This is a genomic window from Kitasatospora albolonga (assembly GCA_002082585.1).
Lineage (GTDB): Bacteria > Actinomycetota > Actinomycetes > Streptomycetales > Streptomycetaceae > Streptomyces > Streptomyces stephensoniae.
The window spans coordinates 7155116-7178678 of record CP020563.1 but is presented as its reverse complement, the minus strand read 5'-3'; the positions used below and the strand labels follow the sequence as shown (position 1 = coordinate 7178678).

Here is a 23563-nt window from a genome sequence, read left to right as displayed (position 1 = left end):
CGGCGAGAATACGTCGGCGGAACCCGGTTCCCGGCCCCGTACGGCATTTTCCGCCGCCCCTCGCGAACGAGGAATCATGATTACGAAATTCCGCATCGAAGAGGCAAGCGCGGTCCCGGAGTTCGGCATGGCCTGCCAGCGCCTGATCCCGTGGGCCGGCGACCAGCCCGAGCCCCCGGTCGGCGCGATGGCCTGCTTCCTGCCCGCCGGGGCCGCCTCCGACCCCGACCTCCATGACCAGGACGAGATCATGATCGTGCTCTCCGGCGGGGGGACCATCGAACTCGACGGCGAGACGGCGGAGTTCGGGGCCGGAGAGATGATCGTCCTGCCCCGCAACAAGGAACACGTGGTGCGCAACCCGCTCGACGGGCCGTGCACCTGGGTCTCCTTCTACTGGCCCCTGCGCGAGCCCCGCCCCGGCGACACCACGGAGGTACGGGCATGAGCGCCGCGACCTGGATCACCGCCACCCCGCCCACCCCCAACGGCGATCTGCACCTGGGTCATATGGCCGGTCCCTACATCGCCGGGGACGTGCTGCGCCGTTTCCTGGCCGCCGATGGCGTCCCCGTCCGCTATACCTCGGGGCTGGACGACCACCAGAGCTACGTCCCGGTGCGGGGCCTCAAGGACGGCGGGCGCACCGGCGAGGAGGTCGCCGACGGCTACGGCGCCTCCATCACCGGCGTCTGGCGCCGCGCCGGGGTGGACTTCGACACGCTGAGCCTGCCCCGGCAGGACGCCGGATACGACGCGTACGTCCAGGGGTTCGTACGGGAGCTGTACGAGCAGGGCCACATCGTCGCCCGGACCCGTCCGCTGCCCTGGTGCGACTCCTGCGAGCGCTGGCTGTACGAGGCGTACGTGGCGGGCGGCTGCCCGCACTGCGGCTCGTCCTCCAACGGCAACGCCTGCGAGCCCTGCGGGCGCCCCAACGACTGCGCCGACCTCTCCGACCCGGTCTGCGTCCCCTGCGGGGCGACGCCCCGGCTCCGCGACTGCGAGCGGCTCTACTTCCCGCTCGCCCCCTTCGCCGACCGCCTCGCCGCCTTCTGGGGGCGGGTGGCCATGCCCCCGCACCTGCGCGTCCTGTGCGAGACCATGCTCGCGGCCGGGCTGCCCGAGATCGCCGTCAGCCACCCCGGCGACTGGGGGCTGCGCACCACGGTCCCCGGCTTCGAGGAGCAGCGGATCTACGTCTGGTTCGAGATGGGGCCGGGGTATCTGTGGCAGTACGGCGCCCCCGCCGACCACCCCGGCGGCGGCCTGGTCCAGTTCTTCGGCTTCGACAACGGCTACTTCCACGCGCTGCTGTTCCCCGCGCAGTTCCTCGCCCACTCGTCCCGGCCGCCGCTGCCCGAGGCGTTCGTGGTCAACGAGTTCTACCGGCTGGAGGGGCTGAAGTTCTCCACCAGCAGACGGCACGCCATCTGGGCGCACGAGGAGCTGGAGCGCACCCCCGCCGACGTCCTGCGCTTCCATGTGCTGGCCGACCGGCCCGACGGCCGCCAGACGAGCTTCAGCACGGAGGCCCTGGGACGGACGCGGCGGCATCTGTCCGACCGGTGGGACGGCTGGCTGGCGCGGCTGTTCGAGCAGATCGGCAAGGACTGCGACGGTAGGGTGCCCGACCAGCCGCCCGCCGGACCGGCCTGGGAGCTGCTGCGCGACCGGCTCACCCGGACCGCCACCGATCTGCGCGAGGCGCTCGGTGTGGCGGGCTTCGACCCGCGCCGGGCGACCGCCCTGCTGGACGAAGTGGTCGGGTGCGCGGACGACTTCGGCCATGTCCACGCCCATGAGCGGGACCGTCCGAACGAGGGCGACGCCCACCGCGCCGCCCTGGCGGCCCAGCTCGCGGCGGCGGCGGCCCTGTCGGCCTGGGCCGCCCCCGTGATGCCGCACGCGGCGGCGGTGCTGTCGGCGGCCCTCGGTCTGCCGGAGGGGCGCCCGGTGGACGCCGACGCGCTGCGTCCGCTGCCCGCCGGGGCCCCGCTCGGCCCGCTGCCGGGACCGGTCTTCGGTGGCTGAGCAGGGCCGGGCGCGGGTCGCCGTCGTCGGCCCGTTCAGCGGACCGCGCGCGGCCTGGGGCGAGTTGCTGCGGGAGGGTGTGGCGGGAGCGCTCGCGCCACCGGTCGCCTCGTCGCTCGCCCCGCCGGGTGCGTCGGGCGCATCGCCGGGTGCGTCGCCGGGCGCTTCGTCGGGCACATCGCCGGGTGCTTTACCGGTCACCCCGTCGGCCGCTGCTCCCCCGGTCGCCTGGGAGTTCCACGACGACCGGGGGGACGCGGCCGTCGCCCGCGAGGTGGGCCTGCGCCTCGCCCGGGACCCGGAACTCGCCGCCGTCATCGGCCACTTCAACAGCCTGGGGGCGTATCACACCCTGCCCGGCTACCGGGACGCCCGGCTGCCTGCGGTCCTCCCGCTGTCCACCAGGCCCGGGCTGCTGGACGGTTCGGACGGCTGGGCGCTGCGCTGGTGCCCGGACGACCTCGGCCAGCTGGTGGCGCTCCGGGCGGCGGTACTGGCCACCGGGCGGACCGTGCTGGACGTCACCGACGACGGCAGTGATTACGGGCGGCGCCTCGCCGACACCGTGACCGGGCTGCCGGACGACGGGCTCGCCGTGGTCCGGACGCCGGGCCCCTCGGCCGGGAGCATCGCGCTCCTGGTCTGCGGCACCCATGTGGGCGCCGCGCGCACCGCCCGGCAGGCCGTCGCGGCCGGGCGGACCGGGCCGCTGCTGTTCCCGGACGACTGCGCCATCGGGGAGTTCGCCGAGCTGCTCGGCCCGGCGGCCGGTCGGGCGCTGGTCGCCCGGCTGGCCGGGGGCCCGGCCGCCCTGGTCCAGGACTCCTTCCGCGCGCTGGGCGCGGCGCTGGCGGACCGGCCGGACGTACGGGGCCGGGAGCTGCTGGCCGCCGTACGGGACCGCACCGCCCGGCGCTTCACCCCCGGCGGCGAACCGGACGGCCTGGGTCCGGGGGGCGGCTGGGAGACCGTCCCGGTGGCCGTCCTCACCCCGGCGGGGACCGGTCACCATGCCACCCCGGCCGCACCCGCTCCAGCCGAGCCCGCCCCGACGACGGGCGGTCACCCCACGGCAGCGGCCGGTCGCCACGCCGTACCGGCCGGACCCACCCCCGTACCGGGCGGTCACCCCACCACCCCGGCCGCACCCACCCCCGTACCGGCCGGTCGCCACGCCGCACCGGCCGTGGGCTCCTCCGTCGCCCCGGGCACCGCGCCACCGCTGTACGGCCGCACGCTCTCCACCCACCCCGGCACCTGCGACCTGGACGCCGTGGTGGTCGGCTGCGGGGCGGTCGGGGCGGCCGTGGCGGCGCTGCTGGCCGAGGCCGGGGCGGCGGTGGCGACCACCGAGCCCGAAGCGGGCGGCCCCTCGGCCACCCGGTACTCCGGCGGCCTGGTCCGGGCCTATGAACCGGACGCCGAGGCACGGGCGTTGGCGGTCCGCAGCCATCAGCTGCTGTGGGGCGCGGCGGACGACGAACGGCAGGCGGCGGGGTTCCGCCGGACCGGCTCACTGGTCCTGCTGGGCCCCGACGACCTGCCGGAGGCGGCGGCCGGAGTCGCCGAACTGGGCGAGGCCGGTATCCCGGCCCAGCTGCTCGACCTCGACCGGCTGCGCTCGCTGCACCCGGAGATCGACCCGGCGGGCCTGGCCGGGGCGGTCTGGGAGCCGGGCGGCGGCTACGCCGACCCGCGCGCCTTCGCCGCCGTGAAGCGCCGGGCCGCCCTGGCCCACGGGGCCGTGGTCCTGCCCGGCGGCGCGGTCCGCGCCGTGGTGGCCGGTCCGTCCGGCGTCGTGGTGCGCACCGCCACCGGGGCCGTCACCGCGGCCGTGGTCGTCCTGGCGGCGGGGGCGGGCACCCCCGCGCTGCTGCCCGCCGGATATGTGCCCCCCGGCGGGCCACCGCGGACGAAGACCATCCGGTACGCCTTCTTCGGCGGCGCCGGGCATCCGGTCCCCACCGTCAGCGACCTGGTCACCGGGGCGTGGGGCAGGCCGCAGGTGGACGGGGCCTTCGGCGGCGGCTTCCTCACCGGCCGCCCGGTCCAGGAGTGGGATGTCCGGCCCGGCGGCGCCGACCGGCTGGCCGAACGGGACATCGCGTACATCAGGAAGGGCGTACGGGGCCGGTGGCCCTGGCTGGCCACGGCCCCCGCGCTGGGCGGGCGGTGGGGCGTGGACCTCTACGGCGCGCACGGACCGCTGCTCGGGCCGCTGCCCGGCGCGCCCCGTCTGGTGGCCGCCGCGGGATGGTCCGGGGCGGGGTTCAAGACCGCCCCCGCCGCCGCCGAACGGGCCGCGCACGCGGCACTGTCCGTCCTGGGCCGCCGCGTCCCGGTGTGACCGGCGGAACCGTACCGGGGCTGTACGGGGGTGGGCGCGCGACCGGTCGGGGCCGCGCGCCCACCTCCGTACGCACCTCACTTCACGGTGAACGCCTCCGCCGCCGGGGCGACCGCCGCCGGGCTGATGACCTTCAGTCCGCCGGGAGCCGTGGCGTCGGGCTTCATGATGACGCTCTCCCGGGTGGACGGCGCCGTGGGGTCGGAGAAGTCGTGGGTGACCCCGAACTCCGTCCCGTACCCCTTGATCGTGAGCAGCGCCCTGCCGATGCCCTCGCGGGTGAGGTCCTTGTCGTCACACGCCTTGTCCAGCGCCTCGCCGAAGACGGAGGCCGCTGTCCAGCCCGCGACGACGCCGTTGTCCAGGACGTCGTTCGGGTACTGCGAGGCGTACTCCTTGCGCAGGAGTGACGGGCCGTCACCCGGGTCGCCGATGGGCAGGGTCGAGGACGCGATGTAGTAGTCCTTGAGCAGGGCCGGGCCCGCCTGGGTCTTCAACAGCTGCGGTGCGTAGGCGGAGTTGTTGCCGACGACGGGGACGTTGAAGCCGGTGGCCGCCGCGACGCCGACGAGCGAGGCCGCCTGGCGCGGGCCGGCGCTGATGACGACGGCCTTCACCCCGGCCTGCTTGAGGGCGGCGACCTGGGCCGTCATGTCGTTGTCGGTCGGCTTGATCTTCTGCTCGACGACGGTCAACCCGGCTTCCTTCGCGGCGTACTTGGAGCCGGTGAGGGCGTTCTCGCCGTAGTCGCCCTCGAAGTACACATGACCGATCCTGTCGCCCTCGGCGATCCGCTTCTCCTTGAGCAGGTGGTCGATCAGGTTGATGGTCTCGATGTCGTACGTGGCGCCGATGACGCGGATGGAGGGGGAGCCGAGCAGGTTCGCCGACCACGCCTGCGGCAGCACGAGCCCCTTGTCCTTGCCGTCGATGCGCTGCTCGACGGCGGCGACGAACGGGGAGCCGATGAACTGGGCGAAGCCGAGCACCTTCGGCTCCAGCTCGGTGTAACCGGCGACGGCCTTCTGCGGGTCGTAGCCGTGGTCCCGTACGGTCAGTTCGATCTTCCGGTCGCAGATGCCGCCCTTGGCGTTGATCTGGTTCACCCAGAGCTGCTGGGCCTGGGTGACGCTCTTGCCGAGCGAGGCGTACACGCCGGTCATGTCGGTGAGGACACCGAGCGAGATCGTGGAGGAGGTGACCCCGGGGCCGGTCCTGATCCCGGCCTCGTCCTGCTCGCCGTCCTTCCCTCCGGTCGCCTTGCCGCTGCACCCGACGAGGGTGACGGTGAGGGCCGCGACCACGGCCGTGAGCGCTCTGAGTTTCATTTCTTCTCCCCTGTCTTCTTCGGACGGGTGACGCCTGTTCTCTTCGGACGGGTGACGCGCGGAAGTGCGAGGCCGAGGCGGGCGAGGCCGCCGGGCAGGAACAGGACCACCGCGACGACCGCGGCGCCGTACAGATAGCGGGACGCCTCCCCCGGTGCCAGACCGCCCGTACCGGGGGCGGAGACCAGCGGGAGGGAGTCGCTGTAGTGGGTGAGCACCTGCGGGAGCAGGGAGACGAAGAAGGCGCCGACGACGGCTCCCGCGACGCTGCCGAGCCCGCCGATGACGATCATGGCGAGGTACTCGAGGGACAGGATCATGCCGAAGTACTCGGGCACGGTCCGCTGGAAGACCAGGGCGAGCAGGACGCCCGCGAGGCCCGCGTACATCGAGGACAGGACGAAGACCCCGGCCCGGTAGCGGGCCACCGGCACGCCCATCACGCCCGCCGCGATCCGGTGGTCGCGGATGGCGTTCATCGCCCGGCCCGGCCTGCCCCGCAGCACGCCCCGGGCGAACAGGGCGCTGAGCAGGAGGGCGGCCAGGCCCAGGTACCAGAGCTTCTCCGACGAGCCGAACGGGACGGCCGCGACGAGGAGTTCGGTGTCATCGAAGGTGAACCCGAAGAGGGAGAGCGGCGGTACGGACCGCCCGTTGTAACCACCGGTCAGAGAGCCCGCGTTGAACAGGACGTGCTGCCCGATGAAGATCAGCGCGAGGGTGGCGATACCGAGGTACGCGCCCCGCAGCCGCCCGGCGATCGGGCTGAACGCCCCTCCGGCAGCCCCCGCGAGGAGCACGGCGAGGATCGCGGCCAGCCAGGTCGGCAGCCCGAGCCCGGTCAGGGTGTGGCCGTTCTCGGTGCCGGACTCACCCGCCAGGACGCAGTAGCCGTACGCGCCCACGGCGAGGAAGAAGGCGTGCCCCATGGAGAGTTGGCCGGTGGCGCCGGTGAGCATGTTGAGCCCGATGGCACCGATCGCCGCCGCCATGGCGAACAGCCCGGCCTGGAGCCAGAAGCGGTCCAGGTAGAAGGGGAGGACGAGGAGCAGCAGGGAGCCGATGAGGACGGCGTACGTACGCGGCCGGCGCAGCCGTTCGGTGCAGCTGGGTGCGCCAACAGCTTTGCTGGTGGGCGGAGTTGCTGTCTCCGTGGTGGCGGTGGTGTCAGACACGGGCCAGCTCCTTCGTGCCGAAGAGTCCGGCCGGCCGGATCAGCAGGACCGCGACCATCACCAGATAGGGCGCCAGATCCCCGATGCCCCGCCCCAGGAAGGCGAGGTCGCTCTGATATCCGGTGGCGAGCGCCTCGGTGACACCGACGACGAGTCCGCCGACGAGCGCCCCGGTGGTGGAGTCGAGGCCGCCGAGGATCGCGGCGGGGAACGCCTTGAGCGCGGCGAGCGAGGTGGCCCGTTCCAGTCCGGGGGTCGGAAAGACGGTGAGGAAGAGCGCGGCGACGGCGGCCAGCGCCCCGGCGACGGCCCAGGCGGCGAGCGAGACCCGGCCCAGCTTGATGCCCATGAGGGCGGCGGTCTGCGGGTTCTCGGCGGCGGCCCGCATCGACACACCCCACGAGGTGAAGCGGAAGGCCAGCAGGAACACGGTGATGAGCAGCCCGGCCGCCAGGAACGCGGCGATCCGGGTCTGGGCGAGGGTGACCCCGCCGATGTGGACCACCTCGTTGCCCCACGGATCACCGAGCGCGAGGACGTCCGTGCCCATGCGGCGGGTGAGTTCGGTGATGAGGAGGATGTCGACGCCGATGGTGACGATGGCCAGGACGCTGTGGTCACTGCCCCGGTAGCGGCGCATCACGAAGAACTCGATGGCCGCCCCGACGGTCGCGGCCCCGGCGATCCCGACGAGCAACGCGGGCCAGAACCCGATGTCGTCGTGGAGCACGGCGGTGACATAGCCGCCCGCCAGCAGCAGGGAGGCGTGGGCGAAGTTGACGACCTCGGTGGCCTTGAAGATGACGACGAAACCGAGGGCGATCAGCGCGTAGACCGAACCGATCGACAGGCCGCCGAGGAGGAGTTCGACGAACGTGGTCATTCAGGTGCTCCCAAGTAGGCCCGGACGACGGCCGGGTCGTTCTGGACCTCGGCGGGCGTACCGCCCGCGATCCTGCGTCCGAAGTCGAGTACGGTCACCGCGTCCGCGAGCTTCATCACCACCCCCATGTCGTGCTCGACCAGCACGATGGAGATGCCGAGGCTGTCGCGTACGTCGGCCACGACGGCGGCGGTACGACGACGCTCGTCGGCGGTCATGCCCGCGATCGGCTCGTCCAGGAGCAGGACCTTCGGCTCCATGCACAGCGCGCGGCCGAGCTCGACGAGCTTCTGCTGCCCGTACGGGAGCGAGCCCGCCGGACGCTCCAACGCCCCTTCCAGACCGATGAATTCGGCGATCTCCCGGACCCGTTCGAGGTGGCGCCGCTCCTCGCGGGCGGCGGACGGCAGCCGCAGGCCGGTGGCGAGGAAGCCGGAGCGGGTGAGCCGGTGGCGGCCCAGCAGCAGGCTGTCGGCGACGGTCGCGTGCGGCGGGAGCGCCAGGTTCTGGAAGGTGCGGGCGACCCCGAGGGCGGCGATCGCGTGCGGTGCGAGCCCGGTCAGCTCGGTGGTGCCGAGGCGCACGGTCCCGGCGGTGGCGCGGTAGACCCCGGAAAGGACGTTGAAGCAGGTGGACTTGCCCGCGCCGTTGGGTCCGATGACGGCGTGCACGCTGCCGGGTTCGACGGTGAAGGAGACGGCGTCGAGGGCGGTGAGCCCGGCGAAGCGCACGGTCACGTCGGTGACGGTGAGGGCGGCCGTGGTGCTGTCCACGGGGGCCGGTGCCGTGGTGGTCACGCGGACCACCTGCTCAGGGTGCGCCGGTCGCGGGAGGCCACATCGGCGTCGGCGGCGGCCTCCTCGTCGACCACACCGAGATAGCGGCGGCGCACCTCGTCGGAGGCGGCGAGTTCATCGGCGGGCCCGTGCAGGGCGACCTCCCCGACGTCGAGGACGTACGCCGTCGAGGCGAGGCGCAGCGCGATGGCCGCGTTCTGCTCGACCAGCATGACGGAGGTGCCGCTCGCGTTGATCTCCTGCACGGTCTCCGCGATCCGGGCCGCCATCAGCGGGGCGAGGCCGAGCGAGGGCTCGTCCAGCAGGAGCAGCCGGGGCCCGGCCATCAGGGCGCGGCCCATCGCCAGCATCTGCTGCTCGCCGCCGGAGAGGAGCCCGGCCCGCTGGTGGGCGCGGTCGGCCAGCACCGGGAAGAGTTCATGCACCCGGGCCAGGGCGGCTCGCGTCTCCGTGCGCCCGCCGCGCGCCCCGAGCGCGCCCGCGCGCAGGTTGTCGGCCACCGTCATCCGGGCGAAGACCTGTCGGCCCTCCGGTACCTGGACCACTCCGGCGGCCACCACCTGGGCGGGCCGCAGCCCCTCCAGGGGACGGCCGTCGAACCGGATGGTGCCGGTGCCCGTGCCCCGGTGGAAGCCGAGGGTCCGCGACACGGCCCGCAGCAGCGTGGTCTTGCCCGCGCCGTTGCCGCCGAGCACGGCGGTGATCGCGCCGTCCGGCACATCGACGGAGATGTCGCGCAGGGCCCGGACCGGTCCGTATCCCACGGACAGTCCGCGGATCTCCAGCGTTGCCATGCGTCCTCCTCCTTCCGCCTTGTCGTGTTCGTGGGTCGTGTTCACGCGTCGTTCTCGTGGGTGGTGCTCATCCGTGGGGGGCGTCGTGTGGTGCCACAGACCAGCACCGGCCGGAGCGTGCGTCCACGGCGCGGGGCGGACTCGATGCGGATGACCAGCGATCGAAGGGCCTCGTTGTGCACGTGCACAGAGGCGGCGACGGCCGGGCTCCCGCCCGCGCGGCCGGTGGCATCCTCGTCGGTCACCGGGAGACCGGCCCCGGTGTCCGCCTCCGTGGCGGTGTGCCGTCGGCTGTCCCGGCAGCGGGCGGGAGGGACCGGTCGCCGGTCCGGCGGACGGAGGCGGGGATGCGGCGGGAGACGCGGGCCGGGGAGCGGCGGGGGCCCGCCGAGGAACGGCAGGCGGCCGGGGTCCCGGGGGCGCGGGAGACCGTGGCGGCGGACGACCGGTGGCCGGCCGTCCTGGTGGCGAGCGCGCCGGAGCTCTCCACGCGCCTGCTCACGGAGGTGTTCGGCCCGCTGCTGGCGCTGGCCCCGGCGGAACGGGCGCTGCTGGTCGGGACGTTGGACGTGTGGCTGGAGTGCGGGGGCTCGGTGGGCCGGGCGGCGGTACGGCTGCGGTGCCACCGGAACACGGTGTTCAACCGGCTGCGCCGCCTGGAACGGCTGACCTCACGCTCGCTGTCGCACCCGTGCGAGCTGGTGGAGACGGTCCTGGCCCTGGAGGCGCTGCGGTGGTCGGGGGGTCCGGGGGGGTCGGGGGGTGAACCGCTGAGGGGTTCGGGGGGGCGCCGGGGCGAGGGCCCGTACAGCGTGGACTCGTACGGCGGCGGCATGGGCTCGTACGGCATGGGCTGCGGGCGTACGGCGGGGGGCTGCGGCCGTACGCTCCCGGCAGCCGCCCGTACGCGTCCGGACGACGCTCGTACGGAGTCGGCGCCCGCCCGTACGGCATCGGTCGGCGCTCGTACGGGTTCGGCCCGCACCCGTACACCGCCGGAGCGCGCATGTGAGGCATCGGCCCACCCCCGTACCGGCAGCGGCAGGAAAAAGGGCCGGGCGTACGTCCCCGTACGCCCGGCCCCACTCCGCTCCGCCAGCTCAGCTCAGGCAGATCAGCTCAGGCAGCTCAGCCCCCGGCGCTCAGCTCAGGAAGTCCCGGGCGATCGACTCGGCCGCCCGTTCCAGCAGCGGTCCGGCCTGGGCCATCGAGACGGCCGGGTCCGGTTCCAGCTCGGCCAGGGCGTAGGCGCGCGCGATGCCCGCCCCGCTCAGGGCCTCCGGGGAGAGGGCGAGCCGCCCGCAGACCGCGACGACCTCGATCCCGGCCTCCCGGGCCGCCGCCGCGACCCCCGCCGGGGCCTTGCCGTGCAGGGTCTGCTCGTCGAGCGAGCCCTCGCCGGTGATGACCAGCGTGGCGCGGGCGAGCGCGGGGGCGAAGCCCAGCACGTCGAGCATGACCTCGATGCCCGGCCGGAAGCGGGCTCCGAGGGCGACGAGCGCCCCGTACCCGATGCCTCCGGCCGCTCCGGCGCCCGGCAGGGCCGCCGTCTCCGGGCCGAGGACCGAGGCGTAGTGCGCCAGGGCCGCGTCGAGGACCGCGATGTCCTCCTCGCTCGCGCCCTTCTGCCGCCCGTACACCTCAGGGGCGCCCTTGGGCCCGGTCAGCGGGTTGTCCACATCGCTGGCCAGCACCAGGTCGACGTCCTTCAGGCGCGGGTCGAGCCCGGAGAGGTCGGCCTCGGCCAGCTCGGCCAGTCCCCCGCCGCCGGGGCCGACGGGCTTGCCGTCCGCATCCAGGAAGCGGGCCCCGAGCGCGGCGAGCATCCCCGCGCCGCCGTCCGTGGTGGCGCTGCCGCCGACCCCGAACACGATGGACCTCGCCCCGGCGTCCAGGGCGGCGGCCAGCAGCTCGCCCGAGCCGTACGTGGTGGCCGTGAGCGGGGCGAACACCCCGTCCGGCAGGTGCTGGAGGCCCGAAGCCTCGGCCATCTCCACCACGGCGGTGGTGCCGCGCAGCGCGTACGCCGCCGTCACCGGGTCCCCGAGGGGCCCGGTCACCCGCGCCTCGCGGCGCTCGAACCCGGCGGCCACCGCCGCCGCGACCGTGCCGTCGCCGCCGTCCGCGACCGGCAGGGTCTCCACCTCCAGGCCGGGGACGACGCGCCGCAGCCCGGCCGTCACCCGCTCCGCGACCTGTACGGCCGTGAGCGAGCCCTTGAACTTGTCCGCCGCGACGAGCACGCGGGCGGTCTCCACATCTGCTCCGTCCGTCACCTTGCATCCCTTGCCTTCGAACAGAGTCGCGCCGCCCCGACCCTATCCGTACGCCCCCTGATCTGCCCATGGCCGTCCGGAACGGCCCGCCACTACGCTGGCGGCCGTGACCACGAACAACGCCGATTACGCCACGTACATCGCCGGGCTCCCCCGGGTCCTCGCCGCCGCCGCGTGCCTCTTCCGCGACGCGGAGGGGCGGGTCCTGCTCGTCGAGCCGAACTACCGCAAGGGCTGGGCGCTGCCCGGCGGGACGGTCGAGTCGGAGACGGGCGAGGGGCCCCGGCAGGCGGCCCGGCGCGAGACGGTGGAGGAGATCGGGCTCGATCTGGCGCCCGGCCGGCTGCTCGCCATCGACTGGGCGCGGGGCGACGGGCGGCCGCCGATCGTGGCGTACCTGTACGACGGCGGGGTGCTCACCCCCGAGCAGTTCGCGGCGATCCGGCTCCAGGAGGAGGAGCTGCTCTCCTGGAAGCCGGTCGCCCCCGCCGATCTCGGCGGCTATCTGCTGGCGCCGCTGGAGAGGCGGGTGCGGGCGGCGCTGGACGTGCTGGGGTCCGGCGGTTCCACGGTGGAGCTGGAGGACGGGAACCCGGTGGCGTAGAAGCAGCGCGGCGGCGGGCGTCAGCCCTGCTGGGCCTGGGGCTTGGGATCGACGTCCCGCACCGACTCCTCGCGCTCGGCGACCAGCGCCTCGGTGCGGTGGCCGCGCGCGATGTAGTCGCGCACCACCAGCTCCACCGCGTCCTGCGGGTTGCCGACGCCCGCGAGCACCATGACTTCGACGACGAGTTCGGCGTCCAGACTGACGCTCACCTTGGCCATGGCCGGACCCTACCCCGGCGAAATACGGTCGCGGGCCGTGTTCGCAGATCCTTACGCTCGGCGCATGACCCTTGTCGCGATCCTCAGCGGTGCCGGTATCTCCACGGACTCCGGCATCCCCGACTACCGGGGGCCGAGCGGGGTGTGGCGCAAGGACCCGGAGGCCGAGAAGCTCGTCACGTACGCGTTCTACATGGCCGATCCGGAGATCCGCCGCCGCTCCTGGCTGCTGCGCCGCACCATGGCCGCCCGGAACCCCGAACCGAACGCGGCCCACCGGGCGGTGGCGGAGCTGGAGCGGTCCGGCACCCCGGTCCGGGTGCTCACGCAGAACATCGACGGGCTCCACCAGCTGGCCGGGCTGCCCGCCCGCAAGGTCCTCGAACTCCACGGCACGGCACGTGAGGTGATCTGCACCCGCTGCCGTGCCCGCTCCTCGATGGCCGAGGCCCTGGAGCGCGTCGACGCGGGCGAGGCGGACCCGGCGTGCGGGCTCTGCGGCGGAATCCTCAAGGCGGCGACCGTGATGTTCGGCGAGCCGCTGGACCCGGGGGTGCTGGCGGACGCGATGACGATCGCCAAGGCGTGCGAGGTCTTCGTGGCGGTCGGCTCGACGCTCCAGGTGCAGCCCGCCGCCTCGCTCGCCGGGATCGCGGCCGAGCACGGGGCGCGGCTGATCGTGGTGAACGCGGAGCCGACCCCGTACGACGCACTCGCCGAGGAGGTCGTCCGGGAGCCGATCGGTACGGCGCTGCCGAGGCTGCTGCGCTCCCTGGGCGGCGCCCGGGCCTGAGCGGGTCCCGTCGGCTACGGGGTCTCCAGCCCCGCCCGGACCCGGCGCGAGGGCTGGAAGACGTACAGGTCGAGGATGTCCGGGGCGTCCGCGAGCCCCGGGCCGCCGGCCGACGCCCAGGTGATGATGTCCCGCTCCGCGTGTTCGTCGTTGACCAGGCCGAGCCAGACCGGGCGGCCCCCGGCACGGCGACCCTCGGCGGACGGCTGGACGACGATCACGTTGCCCTGCTCACAGGCGTCCAGGCACTCGACGGCCCGTACGGTGGCGGCGCCCTCCAGCCCGGTGCGGAGCCGGGTGAGCTGGGCGGCGTGGTCGACGCCCGGGATCTTCTCCGTACCGCAGCAGCAGCCCCGGCAGACGCTCACGGTGGGCCGGGGAACGCCCTGGGCGGGCACGTCCTTGCGGGGGCGGCGGCTCATACGGGCACTTCCGGTCGGCGGAGGGTCGGGGGTGACCACCACGGGTCTCCCGGTGATCACCACAGGTCGCGGTGTTCACCACGGGTTCCGGTGATCACCGCGACTCTACCGAGGGGCCCCGGCCTCGAACACCCGCGCCCCTTTCCCTCCCGGTGGGGTAATGTGGATGACTGCGAAGGGGAGTAGCCCCGCAAACCGGTCGTCGACACACTGGAGCCCTCGGGTTCCCGGTGGCCGGGCTCGTGAGACCTGGACAGGGTTTCTCGCGGGCGGGCGAGACCTTCGGTCCTGTATGACACGTCCACGCCCTGTGGGCGCTGCCGTCATGCCGGGCCGAGTGGTCCTCCGAACAGCCCGAGCGGCGCTTCGCGAAGATCCGGGGCCCGGCTCGCACAGAAAGCCACCCGGAATGCACCTCGACCCCCTGGCGATCATCACCGCCTTCGGGCTGATCTTCCTCGCGGAGCTCCCCGACAAGACGATGTTCGCTTCGCTGGCCATGGGCACGCGGATGCGCCCGCTCTACGTGTGGTTCGGCACGTCGTCCGCGTTCATCGTGCATGTCGCCATCGCCGTGGGCGCGGGCAGCCTGATCGGGCTGCTGCCCGACTGGACCGTCAAGCTCGTCTCGGCCTCGCTCTTCGCGTTCGGCGCGTTCATCCTGCTGCGCGGCAGCGGCGGGGACGACGATGACGAGACCGAGGTGAAGACCGTGACCGGCTTCTGGCCGGTCTACTCGACCGCGTTCATGGCGGTCTTCATCAGCGAGTGGGGCGACCTGACCCAGATCACCACCGCCAACCTGGCCGCCTCCAACGGCACCTGGTCCACCGCGATCGGCTCGGCCGCCGCCCTGATGTCCGTCTCCGCCCTGGCGCTGCTCGCGGGGAAGTTCATCGCCAGCCGCGTACCGCTGAAGACCGTGCAGCGCATCGGCGGGATCTGCATGCTGGGGCTGGCGATCTGGACGGCGGTGGAGATCTTCACCGGCTGAGGCAGGCTTGGTCACGGCGAAGGGGCGTACCTGCCTGGTACGCCCCTTCTCCCCTTCTCCCGTTCAGAACAGCGCCTGCGGTTCCTCCCCTGCGCCCCCGCTCTCGAACGCCAGCAACCGCTGCTTGCGGTCCAGGCCGCCGCCGTAACCGGTGAGGCTGCCGGAGGCGCCGATCACCCGGTGGCACGGCACGATGATGGAGACCGGGTTCTTGCCGTTGGCCAGGCCGACCGCCCGGGAGGCGCCCGGCTTGCCGAGCTCCTCGGCGAGTTCGCCGTACGTGCGCGTCTCGCCGTACGGGATCTTCAGCAGCTCCGCCCAGACGCTCCGCTGGAACGGGGTGCCGTGCAGGGCGAGCGGCACGTCGAAGGCGGTCAGTTCGCCCGCGAAGTACGCCGTGAGCTGGCGGATCACCTCGGGGAAGGGTTCCGGGTCGGGGACGCCGAAGGTCTCCTCGGGCGGACGGTGGCGCTGGTCGGTCATGTACAGGGCGGAGAGGACGCCGTCGGTGGCGACGAGCGTCAGCGGGCCGTAGGGGCTGTCGACGACCGTGTGCTGCTGGGCAGACATAGGGGGTTCCTCCGTCAGGCGGGCAGGTGGTTGATGGGGTGGTCGTCCACGGTCCAGAGGTACTGGACGGCGTACGCGCGCCACGGGCGCCAGTCGGCGGCCCGTGCGGTGAGGGCGGCGGGGGTGGCGGGCAGGCCGAGGCGTTCGGCGGCCCGGCGGATGCCGAGGTCGGTGGGGAGGAAGGCGTCGGGGTCGCCCAGGGCCCGCATGGCGATGGATTCGACGGTCCAGGGGCCGAAACCGGGCAGCGCGGAGAGTTCGGCGCGGGCCCGGGCCCAGTCGGTGTCGGGGCCCAGGCGGAGCATCCCGTCGGCGAGGGCGGCGACCAGGGTGGTGAGCGTGGTGCGGCGGGTCCGGGGCAGGGCCAGGGTCTCCGGGTCGAGCCCGGCCAGGGCCTCGGGCGTCGGGAAGAGGTGGGTGAGCCCGCCCTCGGGGTCGTCGACGGGTTCGCCGTGCGCGGTGACCAGGCGGGCCGCATGGGTGCGGGCGGCGGCGGTGGAGACCTGCTGGCCGAGGACCGCGCGTACGGCGAACTCGGCGCCGTCCACCGTACGCGGCACCCGGCGGCCGGGCCCCGCGTCCACCAGCGGGGCGAGCAGCGGGTCGGTGCGCAGCCGGTCGTCGACGGCGACCGGGTCCGCGTCCAGGTCCAGGAGCCAGCGGCACCGGCTGATCGCCCGGGTGAGGTCGCGGGGGTCGGTGAGGGAGAGCCGGGCGGCGATGTGGCCGGGCCGCGGGGTGAGGGCGACGGTGCCGTGGCCGTACGGGAGGGTCAGCGTGCGGCGGTAGGCGCCGTCCCGCCACTCCTCGACACCGGGGACGGCGGTCGCGGCGAGGTGGCCGAAGAGGTTGCTGGGGTTGAGCGGGGTGCGGTACGGGAGGCGGAGCGCGATCACGCCGGGGGCGGCGGGGGCCAGGGGGCGCCGGGCGGCGCGGGTGCGGAGTTCGCCGGGGGTGAGGGCGAAGACCTCGCGGACGGTCTCGTTGAAGGTGCGGACGGAGGAGAACCCGGCGGCGAAGGCCACCTCCGCCAGGGGCAGGGCGGTGGTCTCGATGAGCAGGCGGGCGGTCTGGGCGCGTTGGGCGCGGGCCAGCGCCAGCGGGCCCGCGCCCAGTTCGGCGAGGAGCTGGCGTTCGATCTGGCGGGCGGAGTAGCCGAGCCGGGCGGCGAGGCCGGGGACGCCCTCGCGGTCGACGACGCCGTCCCGGATGAGCCGCATGGCGCGGGCCACCGAGTCGGCGCGGGCGTTCCACTCGGGGGAACCGGGGCTGGTGTCGGGGCGGCACCGTTTGCAGGCGCGGAATCCGGCCTGCTGGCAGGCGGCGGCGCTCGGGTAGAAGGTCATGTTGCGGACCTTGGGCGGCACGACGGGGCAGCTGGGGCGGCAGTAGATCCGGGTGGTGAGGACCGCGGTGAAGAACCAGCCGTCGAAGCGGGCGTCCTTGGACTGGACGGCCCGCACGCAAGCCTCGGTGTCGGTGTGCATGGTTCCAGGATGGGTCACCGGTCAGGGCCCTGGCTGGCGGAAATCCGACACGCACCTCCGGGCCCCGCAAGCACCTCGGGCTCCCGCACGCACCTCGGGCTCCCGCAGCCTCCGGCCCTCTGCCGCAGGTTTCCTCTGCCACCCGGCCCTTCGCCGCCGGGGGTTCAGCCGCGCATCGCGAGGACTTCCTCGAACTCCACGTACGCGTGCGCGTCGAAGAGCACGAACCGCACCTCCTCCACGGGGGCCACGGTCTCCGCGAGGACCGTGCGGACGGCGATCCGCGCTCCGTCGTCCATCGGCCAGCCGTAGATGCCCGTCGAGATCGCCGGGAACGCGATGCTCCTGGCGCCCAACTCCGCTGCCAGGTGCAGCGATTCGCGGTAGCAGGAGGCGAGCAGCGCGGAGCGGTCCTGGGCTCCGGAGAAGACCGGGCCGACCGTGTGGATCACCCAGCGGGCGGCCAGCCGGCCGGCGGTGGTGGCGACGGCCCGGCCGGTGGCGAGGCCCTTCCCGTACTGCGAGGCGCGCAGCTCCCGGCAGGCGGCGAGGATCTCGGGTCCGCCGCGCCGGTGGATGGCGCCGTCGACCCCGCCGCCGCCGAGGAGCGAGGAGTTCGCCGCGTTGACGATGACGTCGACGGACTGGTCGGTGATGTCACCGCGGACCAGGCGGACCGCGGGGGAAACGGAGGTGCTCATGCGCACATCATGCCGCGCGCCGCGCACCCGCGCCGCCCGGTCGCGCGGACCGGTCCGGCGGAACCCGCCGGGGCGCCGCCGAGACGTTGCCGGGGCGGTGCCGGGCGGTTCGCCGGGCGGTGACGCGCGGTGCCCCGTTGCCGCTCGACCGCCCGCCCGAAGGGCAGAATGTCCCGGTACATCGGCATTCTCGGCATTCTCGGCATTCTCCGCGCTGTCGGCGGTGGCTACTCAGGGGAGGGGCTCGTCCGTGTCCTCAGACGATGCGTCCACGGCCGGCCGGACGTCCGGCGGCTCGTTCCTCTCCAGGCGCCGGGCACGGCGGGAGCAGCTCGCCCGGTTGCGGGACAACGAGTCGACGCTGCTGGACCGGTTGTACGGAACGGAGTTCGAGGGGTACGCGTTCCCCGAGCCGAGGGACGTGGACGAGCTCACCGCCGTCGCCTGTATGCGGTTCGCGCTGCGCCACGGGCGGGAGCTGTTCCTCGCCGGGGCGGAGACCCGGGCCATCGAGTCGGCGATCGTCGCGGTCACCGCACGCTGGGGCATGGACCATATGACGGTCGACGTGACCTCGCGGACGATCCAGGCCCAGTACGCGCCGCCGGGCGCCCGGCCGCTGACGATGATGACGGAGACGGGTTCGGAGGACAGCCGCGACCTGCGGCAGCTGGACGATCTGGGCGCGCTGACCCACCGGGTGCTGGACGAGGGCCTGCCGCCGCTGGCCGCCGAGCGCGAACTGACCCGCATCATCTCGCTGAAGGGCTTCTGGCCGTGGTGGACCAAGGTGCTGGGCGGGGCGCTGCTGGCCGCCATGCTCTGTGTGCTCGCGTCGGGGACACCGAAGGCGGCGGTCGTCGCGCCGGTGGTGTTCCTGGTGGGCAACCGGTTCGGCTGGGCGCTGTCCACCGGCGGTCTGCCCTCGTTCTACGTCACCGGGCTCCAGACCGCCGCCGTCATCGGGCTGACCATGCTCCTGGCCGACGCGCAGGCCCTGACCGGGGGTGAGGCGGCGAGCGTCGCGGCGGCCAACATGGTGCTGCTCCTGCCGATCCTGTCGGTGGTGAGCCTCGCGGAGGACGCCATCTCGGGGTTCCGGGCGATGGCGGCCGGGCGGCTGATCAGCGTGGGGATGTTCCTGGCGGCGATGGTCGGCGGGGTCTCCCTGGTGGGGTTCCTGCTGCGGGACGCCGATGTGGACGCCCGCAACACGGCTTTCCGCGCCCTGCCGTTGCTGCTCTCCCTGCTGACCTCGGCGGTCGGGGCGCTCGGCAACGCCGTCTTCATGGGCGGGCCGCCCCGCCTGCTGCCGTGGGCGATGGGGGCGGGCGTGCTGGCGGGCCTGGTCAACGGGGTGCTGCACCAGGAGCTGGGGCAGCCCACCCCGCTGGCGGTCCTGGGGGCGGCGGCGGTGCTGGGCGCGGCGGCCGGGGCGGTGGCGCCGGTCCTGCGCATCCCGTCGCGGTCGCTGGTGGTGCCCGGTATCGCGGGGGCCCTGCTGCCCGGCCCGGACGTGTACCGGAGCCTGCTCCAGTACGGGCTGCACGTCCCGGGGGCGGCCGGTTACGCGGTGCTGGCGTTCGTCACCACGGCCGCGATCGGCGTGGGCACCGTCCTGGGGAACCACATCGGCGGCGCGGCGCAGCGGCGTTGGGCCCCGGCCTCCCGCACCTCCCTCAGCGGCTGATTCAGGACGCGCGCAGCTGCCGCCATACGGCCTTGGCGGCGTGGTGGCCGGACATGCCGTGCACGCCGGGTCCGGGCGGGGTGGCCGAGGAGCAGAGGAAGACCGCCGGGTGCGCGGTCGCGTACGGGACGCGGGCGAGCTTGGGGCGGATGAGGGTCTGGAGGCCGGAGAAGGCTCCGCACGCGATGTCGCCGCCGATGTAATTGGCGTTGCGGGCGGCGAGCTGGGGCGGCCCGGAGACCGCGCGGGCGAGCACCAGGTCGCGGAAGCCGGGGGCGAAGCGCTCCAGTTGGCGTTCGATGACGTCGGTGGCGTCGCCCTCCCAGCCTGCCGGGACATGCCCGTACACCCAGAAGACATGGCGCCCCTCGGGGGCCCGGGAGGGGTCGGTGAGGCTCGGCTGGGCGGTGATGAGGAAGGGGACGCTGGGGTCGCGGCCCTCCACGGCGGCGGTCAGCGCCGCGTCGATGGCGGTGGCGGTGGGGCCGATGTGGACGGTACCGGCGCGGCGGGCGGCCTCGGCGGTCCAGGGGACGGGGCCGGAGAGCGCGTAGTCGATCTTGAAGGCGGAGGCGCCGTAGCGGTAGTGGCTGTAGGCGGAGCCGAGGCCCGCGATCCGGGCGAGCGCGGAGGGCGAGGTGTCGAAGACGTAGGCGCGGGCGGGCGGGAGCTCGTCCAGCCGCTTGACCTCGCTGCCGGTGCGGAGGGTGCCGCCCTGTTCGCGGAGGTAGGAGGCGAGGGCGTCCGCGATGGCCTGGGAGCCGCCGCGCGGGACCGGCCAGCCGTTCTCGTGGGCGGCGAGCGCGAAGACGAGGGCGATGGCCGAGGTGGCGAAGCCGCTGGTGGGAGCTATGGCGTGGGCGGCGAGCCCGGCGAACAGGCCGCGCGCCTTCTCACCCTGGAAGCGCCGGGCGACCCAGGTGGCGGGCTGGAGGCCGAGGAGCCCGAAGCGGGCCAGTCGGTACGGGTCGCGGGGCAGCCCGTCCCAGGGGGTGCGCAGGAAGTCGGCGGCCAGGGTGTCCCAGCGGCCGACGAAGGGGGCGAGGAGGCGGCGGTAGGCCCCGGCGTCGGCGGGCCCGAGCGTCATGGCGCTCTCGCCGACGGACCGGGTGAGCGCGGCGGCGGTGCCGTCCGGGAAGGGGTGGGCGAGGTCGACCTCGGGGTGCAGCCACTCCAGGCCGTGCCGGGCCAGCGGCATCGCCCGGAAGGCGGGCGAGCCGATGCCGAGCGGGTGCACGGCGGAACAGGGGTCGTGCCGGAACCCCGGCAGCGTCAGCTCCTCCGTGCGGGCGCCCCCGCCGATGGTGCCGTGCGCCTCGTGGACCTCCACGGCGAAGCCCCTGCGGGCCAGTTCGGCCGCGGCGGTCAGCCCGTTGGGCCCGGCCCCCACGACGACCGCGTCGAGCATCGGCACCTTGGACTCCTTCGTCGGCGGGCAGGCGGAGCCCCAGGATATTCGGGCGTACTGACAGCACGGACGCGGGGACCGGGGGCGGGTGGCGGGGCGGCGCCGGTCCCGAGACCGGGGCGGACACGGGACCAGGGCGGACGTGTCAGCCGCCCGTCCTCAGGGCGGCCAGGATGCGCTGGACGGTGGCCGTGTCGCGGGCCGCCGTGAACGGGAGGTCGTTGCCGCCCGCGATCCGGAACGGGGCACCGGACAGGGTGGCGTGGGCGCCGCCCGCCTCGGCGACCAGGAGCAGGCCCGCCGCGTGGTCCCAGGCGTACTCCCAGTTGAAGGCAATGGCGTCCAGGGCACCCCGGGCGACCGCGAGGTACTCCAGCCCGGCGGAGCCGCAGGGGCGGGGGTCGATGCCCTCGGTGAGCAGGCCGAGCAGGGCCCGCTTCTGGGCGTCGGTGGTGTAGTCGGGGTGCGAGGTGGCCACGGTCAGTACGGCCCCGGGGGCGGGTGCGCCGGCGCGTATCGGCACGCCGTTGAGCGTGGCGCCCCGGCCGCGTACGGCGACGGCCATCTCGCCCAGGACCGGTGCGTACGTCCAGGAGGCGTGGACCTCGCCGTGCTGGGCGAGGGCGACCAGGGTGCAGAACCCGGCCTCGCCCCGGACGAACTGGCGGGTGCCGTCGACCGGGTCGACGATCCAGACGGGGGCGTCGCCGCCGAGGGCGTCGTAGACCGCCGGATCGGCGTGCACGGCCTCCTCGCCGACGACGACCGAGCCGGGCAGCAGCTTGGTGAGGGCGGCGGTGAGGTGCTCCTCGGCCAGCCGGTCCGCCGCGGTGACCAGGTCGTGCGGGCCGTTCTTCTCGATGATCTCGTGGGCGGCGAGCTTCCGGTGGCGGGGCAGGATCTCGGCCGCCGCGGCGGCGCGTACCGCCTCTTCGACCTCGGCCAGCGGTCCGGTGTCCCCGGCGGTCCCGTACAGGAAGTCATCGATCATGGCTCCAGCTAAGCACGGCCCGCCGCAGCCCCCTCGGGTGGGCGTCGGCAGCCCGCACCGGCCACCATGTTGATTAGATTCAGTAATCAGTGAATGATGGGGCGTGCGAACGGGCAGTGGACGCAAGAGGAGAGAGCAGAAGAGACGTGACCCCTCTCATCGAATGTACGGACGTCAGCAAGAAGTTCGGTGACTTCACCGCGCTGAGCCGACTGAACCTGACCGTCCCGCCGGGCGTGGTCTACGGCTACCTCGGCCCCAACGGGGCGGGCAAGAGCACCACGATCCGGATGCTCATGGGCCTCTCCCGGCCGACCTCGGGCCGGGTCCGGGTGCTGGGCCAGGACCCGACCGACCCCGGGGTGCGGCGGCGGATCGGCTATCTGCCCGGCGAACTGCGGCTGGACGAGCGGCTGACCATCGGGCAGACGCTGACCTCCTGGGGGCGGCTGCGGGGGCTCACCGACACCGCCTACCGGGACGAGCTGGTCCGGCGGTTCGGCGTCGACCCGGACCGGCAGGTGCGCGGGCTCTCGACCGGCAACCGCCGCAAGGTCGGCCTGGTGGGCGCCTTCATGGCCCGGCCGGAGCTGCTGATCCTGGACGAACCGACCAACGGGCTCGACCCGTTGATGCAGCAGGTGTTCCTCGCCACCGTCGAGGAGGCCCGGGCGGACGGGCAGAGCGTGCTGCTCTCCTCGCACATCCTCTCCGAGGTCGAGCGCGTCGCCGACCTGGTCGCGGTGCTCCAGGGCGGCAGGCTCGCCGCCTCCGGCCCGACGCGCGAGCTGCGCCGGGAGGCCGCGCAGCGCTTCCACATCACGTTCGCGGAGGGCGAGAACGTACCGCTGGCCGCGCTGACCGCCCTGGAGGGCGCGTCGGCGGTGGAGCGGCGGCGGCCGGAGAGCCAGGAGGTCTCCCTGGCGTGGACCGGTTCGCCGGACGCTCTGCTGCGGTTCCTGGCGGGCCACCGGATCGCGACGCTCACCGCGCCGGAACCGGACCTGGAGGAGGCGTTCCTCGAGTACTACCAGCAGGACGCCCCGGCCGGCCGGAGCCCCCGCCCCCTCTCCCCCACCCGTGACGGGTCCCAGTGATCAAGGCCGCCCCCGGGCCGGAAGGGAAACACATGTCATCGCCCACCTCGGAGATCTTCCGGCGCGGGGTACAGATCCAGCGGCGCACCCTGATGGCCTGGTCGGCCGCGCTGGTCGTGCTCGCCCTCTCCGTCGTCGGCGCCTGGCCCTCCATGGAGAGCTCCGGCGCCCTGGAGGACTTTGCCTCCGGCGTCTCGCCCGAGGTGTCCTCGGCGCTCGGGATCGACCAGATCAGCAGCGCGAGCGGCTACCTCAAGGGGAACCTGTACGCGGTCCTGCTGCCGCTGCTCCTCGGCCTGATGGCCGTGACCGCCACCACCGCCCTGACCGGCGGCGACGAGGAGGCCGGGCGGCTCGAACTGCTGCTGGCGCTGCCGGTCGCCCGCCGCCGGGTCTTCCTGGTGCGCTTCCTCTGCGTGGCCTTCGGCCTGGCCCTCACCAGCGTGCTGGTCTGGCTGTCGGTGTACGGCTCGGTCCTCGCGTACGACATGGACGTCTCCACGGGCGGGGTGGCCGCGGTGACGCTGACCGTCGCCCTGCTGGCCGTGCTGCACGCGGGGATCGCGTACGCCGTCGTCGGGTTCGGCCTCGGGCGGGGCCCCGCGCTGGGCGTGGCGGCGGGCGTGCTCGTCGTCGGGTATCTGCTGCACGCCATCGCGCCGCTGTCCGACGCCCTGGAACCGCTGGCGAACCTCTCCCCCTGGGAGTGGGCGCTGGGCGGCGACCCGCTCGTCAGCGGTATCCCCTGGGGCGGGGTGGCGCTGCTGGCGGCCGTCTCCGCGGCCGCCGTCGCCGCCGGTACGTACGCCGTGGACCGGCGCGACATCAAGAACGCCTGAACCGGCGCCCGCACGGGCTCGGGACGGCCCGGCACCTCCCCGGCGGGGGTGCCGGGCCGTCCCCGTGTCCCCTGTCCCCCGTTCCCGGGCGCGGCGGGGAGACTATTCTGAT

23 protein-coding genes and 1 pseudogene are annotated in these 23563 nt (G+C 74.2%); 10 read left to right on the top strand and 14 right to left on the bottom strand.

From position 1 onward, the window contains the following. The first annotated feature begins 76 nt into the window (after positions 1-76). From B7C62_31550 to B7C62_31540, 3 genes are read left to right on the top strand one after another with little or no spacing between them, the layout of a single operon-like run. Positions 77-448 (top strand): hypothetical protein, encoded by a 372-nt coding sequence (locus B7C62_31550; protein ID ARF76313.1) that lies wholly within the window; start codon positions 77-79, stop codon positions 446-448. Further along, entirely contained in the window at positions 445-2034 is a 1590-nt protein-coding gene (locus B7C62_31545; protein ARF76312.1) for a methionine--tRNA ligase, read from the top strand. Before B7C62_31550 ends, B7C62_31545 begins: the two co-directional genes overlap by 4 nt. Further along, the gene (locus B7C62_31540) at positions 2027-4381 is read left to right on the top strand and encodes a hypothetical protein (protein ID ARF76311.1); all 2355 of its coding nucleotides are present in this window, start codon (positions 2027-2029) and stop codon (positions 4379-4381) included. Before B7C62_31545 ends, B7C62_31540 begins: the two co-directional genes overlap by 8 nt. Before the next feature lie 77 nt (positions 4382-4458). Here the strand turns inward: B7C62_31540 and B7C62_31535 are convergent, their stop codons facing one another. The 6 genes from B7C62_31535 to B7C62_31510 are packed head-to-tail and all read right to left on the bottom strand — an operon-like array spanning position 4459 to position 9603. Next, positions 4459-5709 carry an ABC transporter gene (locus tag B7C62_31535; protein ARF76310.1) on the bottom strand — a complete coding sequence of 417 codons (1251 nt, stop codon included), beginning with the start codon at positions 5707-5709 and terminating at the stop codon, positions 4459-4461. Beyond that, positions 5706-6884 carry a branched-chain amino acid ABC transporter permease gene (locus B7C62_31530; GenBank protein ARF76309.1) on the bottom strand — a complete coding sequence of 393 codons (1179 nt, stop codon included), beginning with the start codon at positions 6882-6884 and terminating at the stop codon, positions 5706-5708. Before B7C62_31530 ends, B7C62_31535 begins: the two co-directional genes overlap by 4 nt. Beyond that, complete coding sequence (locus tag B7C62_31525) at positions 6877-7767, bottom strand: branched-chain amino acid ABC transporter permease (GenBank protein ARF76308.1); 891 nt, start codon at positions 7765-7767, stop codon at positions 6877-6879. The genes B7C62_31530 and B7C62_31525 overlap by 8 nt, the downstream gene beginning before the upstream one ends. Next, entirely contained in the window at positions 7764-8564 is an 801-nt protein-coding gene (locus B7C62_31520; GenBank protein ARF77457.1) for an ABC transporter ATP-binding protein, read from the bottom strand. Before B7C62_31520 ends, B7C62_31525 begins: the two co-directional genes overlap by 4 nt. Further along, entirely contained in the window at positions 8561-9358 is a 798-nt protein-coding gene (locus B7C62_31515) for an ABC transporter ATP-binding protein (protein ARF76307.1), read from the bottom strand. Before B7C62_31515 ends, B7C62_31520 begins: the two co-directional genes overlap by 4 nt. Positions 9359-9399: 41 nt before the next feature. Beyond that, positions 9400-9603: a hypothetical protein gene (locus tag B7C62_31510; GenBank protein ARF76306.1), complete on the bottom strand. Its 204-nt coding sequence runs from the start codon at positions 9601-9603 to the stop codon at positions 9400-9402. Positions 9604-9705: 102 nt separating this feature from the next. Here B7C62_31510 and B7C62_31505 point away from each other — a divergent pair. Beyond that, positions 9706-10098 (top strand): annotated as a pseudogene (locus tag B7C62_31505) (hypothetical protein). A 402-nt stretch (positions 10099-10500) separates the two neighbouring features. Here the strand turns inward: B7C62_31505 and B7C62_31500 are convergent. After that, positions 10501-11616, bottom strand: a complete 1116-nt coding sequence (locus B7C62_31500; GenBank protein ARF76305.1) for a glycerate kinase — start codon at positions 11614-11616, stop codon at positions 10501-10503. A 124-nt stretch (positions 11617-11740) separates the two neighbouring features. On the opposite strand from B7C62_31500, the gene B7C62_31495 reads away from it, so the two are divergent. After that, the gene (locus tag B7C62_31495) at positions 11741-12238 is read left to right on the top strand and encodes an NUDIX hydrolase (protein ARF76304.1); all 498 of its coding nucleotides are present in this window, start codon (positions 11741-11743) and stop codon (positions 12236-12238) included. Between the two features lie 20 nt (positions 12239-12258). Here B7C62_31495 and B7C62_31490 read toward each other — a convergent pair whose 3' ends face one another. Further along, entirely contained in the window at positions 12259-12459 is a 201-nt protein-coding gene (locus B7C62_31490; GenBank protein ID ARF76303.1) for a DUF2191 domain-containing protein, read from the bottom strand. A 64-nt stretch (positions 12460-12523) separates the two neighbouring features. On the opposite strand from B7C62_31490, the gene B7C62_31485 reads away from it, so the two are divergent. After that, the gene (locus tag B7C62_31485) at positions 12524-13252 is read left to right on the top strand and encodes an NAD-dependent deacetylase (protein ARF76302.1); all 729 of its coding nucleotides are present in this window, start codon (positions 12524-12526) and stop codon (positions 13250-13252) included. A gap of 14 nt (positions 13253-13266) precedes the next feature. On the opposite strand, the gene B7C62_31480 is transcribed toward B7C62_31485, so the two are convergent. Next, on the bottom strand, positions 13267-13674 hold the full coding sequence (locus B7C62_31480; GenBank protein ID ARF76301.1) for a hypothetical protein: 408 nt from the start codon (positions 13672-13674) through the stop codon (positions 13267-13269). A 409-nt stretch (positions 13675-14083) separates the two neighbouring features. Here B7C62_31480 and B7C62_31475 point away from each other — a divergent pair, with 409 nt between their 5' ends. Continuing rightward, positions 14084-14668: a hypothetical protein gene (locus tag B7C62_31475; protein ID ARF76300.1), complete on the top strand. Its 585-nt coding sequence runs from the start codon at positions 14084-14086 to the stop codon at positions 14666-14668. 63 nt (positions 14669-14731) lie between these two features. Here B7C62_31475 and B7C62_31470 read toward each other — a convergent pair whose 3' ends face one another. The 3 genes from B7C62_31470 to B7C62_31460 all read right to left on the bottom strand — a co-directional run bounded on the left by B7C62_31470 (position 14732) and on the right by B7C62_31460 (position 17426). Then, positions 14732-15238, bottom strand: a complete 507-nt coding sequence (locus B7C62_31470) for a cysteine methyltransferase (protein ID ARF76299.1) — start codon at positions 15236-15238, stop codon at positions 14732-14734. A 14-nt stretch (positions 15239-15252) separates the two neighbouring features. Next, positions 15253-16725 carry a DNA-3-methyladenine glycosylase gene (locus B7C62_31465; protein ID ARF76298.1) on the bottom strand — a complete coding sequence of 491 codons (1473 nt, stop codon included), beginning with the start codon at positions 16723-16725 and terminating at the stop codon, positions 15253-15255. A gap of 164 nt (positions 16726-16889) precedes the next feature. Beyond that, complete coding sequence (locus tag B7C62_31460; protein ARF76297.1) at positions 16890-17426, bottom strand: O-acetyl-ADP-ribose deacetylase; 537 nt, start codon at positions 17424-17426, stop codon at positions 16890-16892. A 250-nt stretch (positions 17427-17676) separates the two neighbouring features. Here B7C62_31460 and B7C62_31455 point away from each other — a divergent pair, with 250 nt between their 5' ends. Beyond that, entirely contained in the window at positions 17677-19116 is a 1440-nt protein-coding gene (locus tag B7C62_31455; GenBank protein ARF76296.1) for a hypothetical protein, read from the top strand. A gap of 1 nt (position 19117) precedes the next feature. Here the strand turns inward: B7C62_31455 and B7C62_31450 are convergent, their stop codons facing one another. Both B7C62_31450 and B7C62_31445 read right to left on the bottom strand, forming a co-directional pair. Further along, positions 19118-20530, bottom strand: a complete 1413-nt coding sequence (locus tag B7C62_31450) for a hypothetical protein (GenBank protein ID ARF76295.1) — start codon at positions 20528-20530, stop codon at positions 19118-19120. Between the two features lie 139 nt (positions 20531-20669). Next, positions 20670-21515, bottom strand: a complete 846-nt coding sequence (locus B7C62_31445) for an inositol monophosphatase (GenBank protein ID ARF76294.1) — start codon at positions 21513-21515, stop codon at positions 20670-20672. Between the two features lie 146 nt (positions 21516-21661). Between B7C62_31445 and B7C62_31440 the strand changes: the two genes are divergently transcribed. Together B7C62_31440 and B7C62_31435 are read left to right on the top strand one after the other, a co-directional pair. Beyond that, positions 21662-22612: an ABC transporter ATP-binding protein gene (locus tag B7C62_31440; GenBank protein ARF76293.1), complete on the top strand. Its 951-nt coding sequence runs from the start codon at positions 21662-21664 to the stop codon at positions 22610-22612. 32 nt (positions 22613-22644) lie between these two features. Beyond that, positions 22645-23451, top strand: coding sequence for an ABC transporter permease (locus tag B7C62_31435; GenBank protein ID ARF76292.1), 807 nt, complete (start codon positions 22645-22647; stop codon positions 23449-23451). Positions 23452-23563: the final 112 nt, after the last annotated feature.

Excerpts from the sequence above, each read along its gene's own strand:
- B7C62_31550 (ARF76313.1), top strand. The coding sequence starts at position 77 with ATGATTACGAAATTCCGCATCGAAGAGGCAAGCGCGGTCCCGGAGTTC.
- B7C62_31545 (ARF76312.1), top strand. The coding sequence starts at position 445 with ATGAGCGCCGCGACCTGGATCACCGCCACCCCGCCCACCCCCAACGGC.
- B7C62_31535 (ARF76310.1), bottom strand. The coding sequence starts at position 5,709 with ATGAAACTCAGAGCGCTCACGGCCGTGGTCGCGGCCCTCACCGTCACC.
- B7C62_31525 (ARF76308.1), bottom strand. The coding sequence starts at position 7,767 with ATGACCACGTTCGTCGAACTCCTCCTCGGCGGCCTGTCGATCGGTTCG.
- B7C62_31515 (ARF76307.1), bottom strand. The coding sequence starts at position 9,358 with ATGGCAACGCTGGAGATCCGCGGACTGTCCGTGGGATACGGACCGGTC.
- B7C62_31490 (ARF76303.1), bottom strand. The coding sequence starts at position 12,459 with ATGGCCAAGGTGAGCGTCAGTCTGGACGCCGAACTCGTCGTCGAAGTC.
- B7C62_31485 (ARF76302.1), top strand. The coding sequence starts at position 12,524 with ATGACCCTTGTCGCGATCCTCAGCGGTGCCGGTATCTCCACGGACTCC.
- B7C62_31480 (ARF76301.1), bottom strand. The coding sequence starts at position 13,674 with ATGAGCCGCCGCCCCCGCAAGGACGTGCCCGCCCAGGGCGTTCCCCGG.
- B7C62_31475 (ARF76300.1), top strand. The coding sequence starts at position 14,084 with ATGCACCTCGACCCCCTGGCGATCATCACCGCCTTCGGGCTGATCTTC.
- B7C62_31470 (ARF76299.1), bottom strand. The coding sequence starts at position 15,238 with ATGTCTGCCCAGCAGCACACGGTCGTCGACAGCCCCTACGGCCCGCTG.
- B7C62_31465 (ARF76298.1), bottom strand. The coding sequence starts at position 16,725 with ATGCACACCGACACCGAGGCTTGCGTGCGGGCCGTCCAGTCCAAGGAC.
- B7C62_31460 (ARF76297.1), bottom strand. The coding sequence starts at position 17,426 with ATGAGCACCTCCGTTTCCCCCGCGGTCCGCCTGGTCCGCGGTGACATC.
- B7C62_31445 (ARF76294.1), bottom strand. The coding sequence starts at position 21,515 with ATGATCGATGACTTCCTGTACGGGACCGCCGGGGACACCGGACCGCTG.
- B7C62_31435 (ARF76292.1), top strand. The coding sequence starts at position 22,645 with ATGTCATCGCCCACCTCGGAGATCTTCCGGCGCGGGGTACAGATCCAG.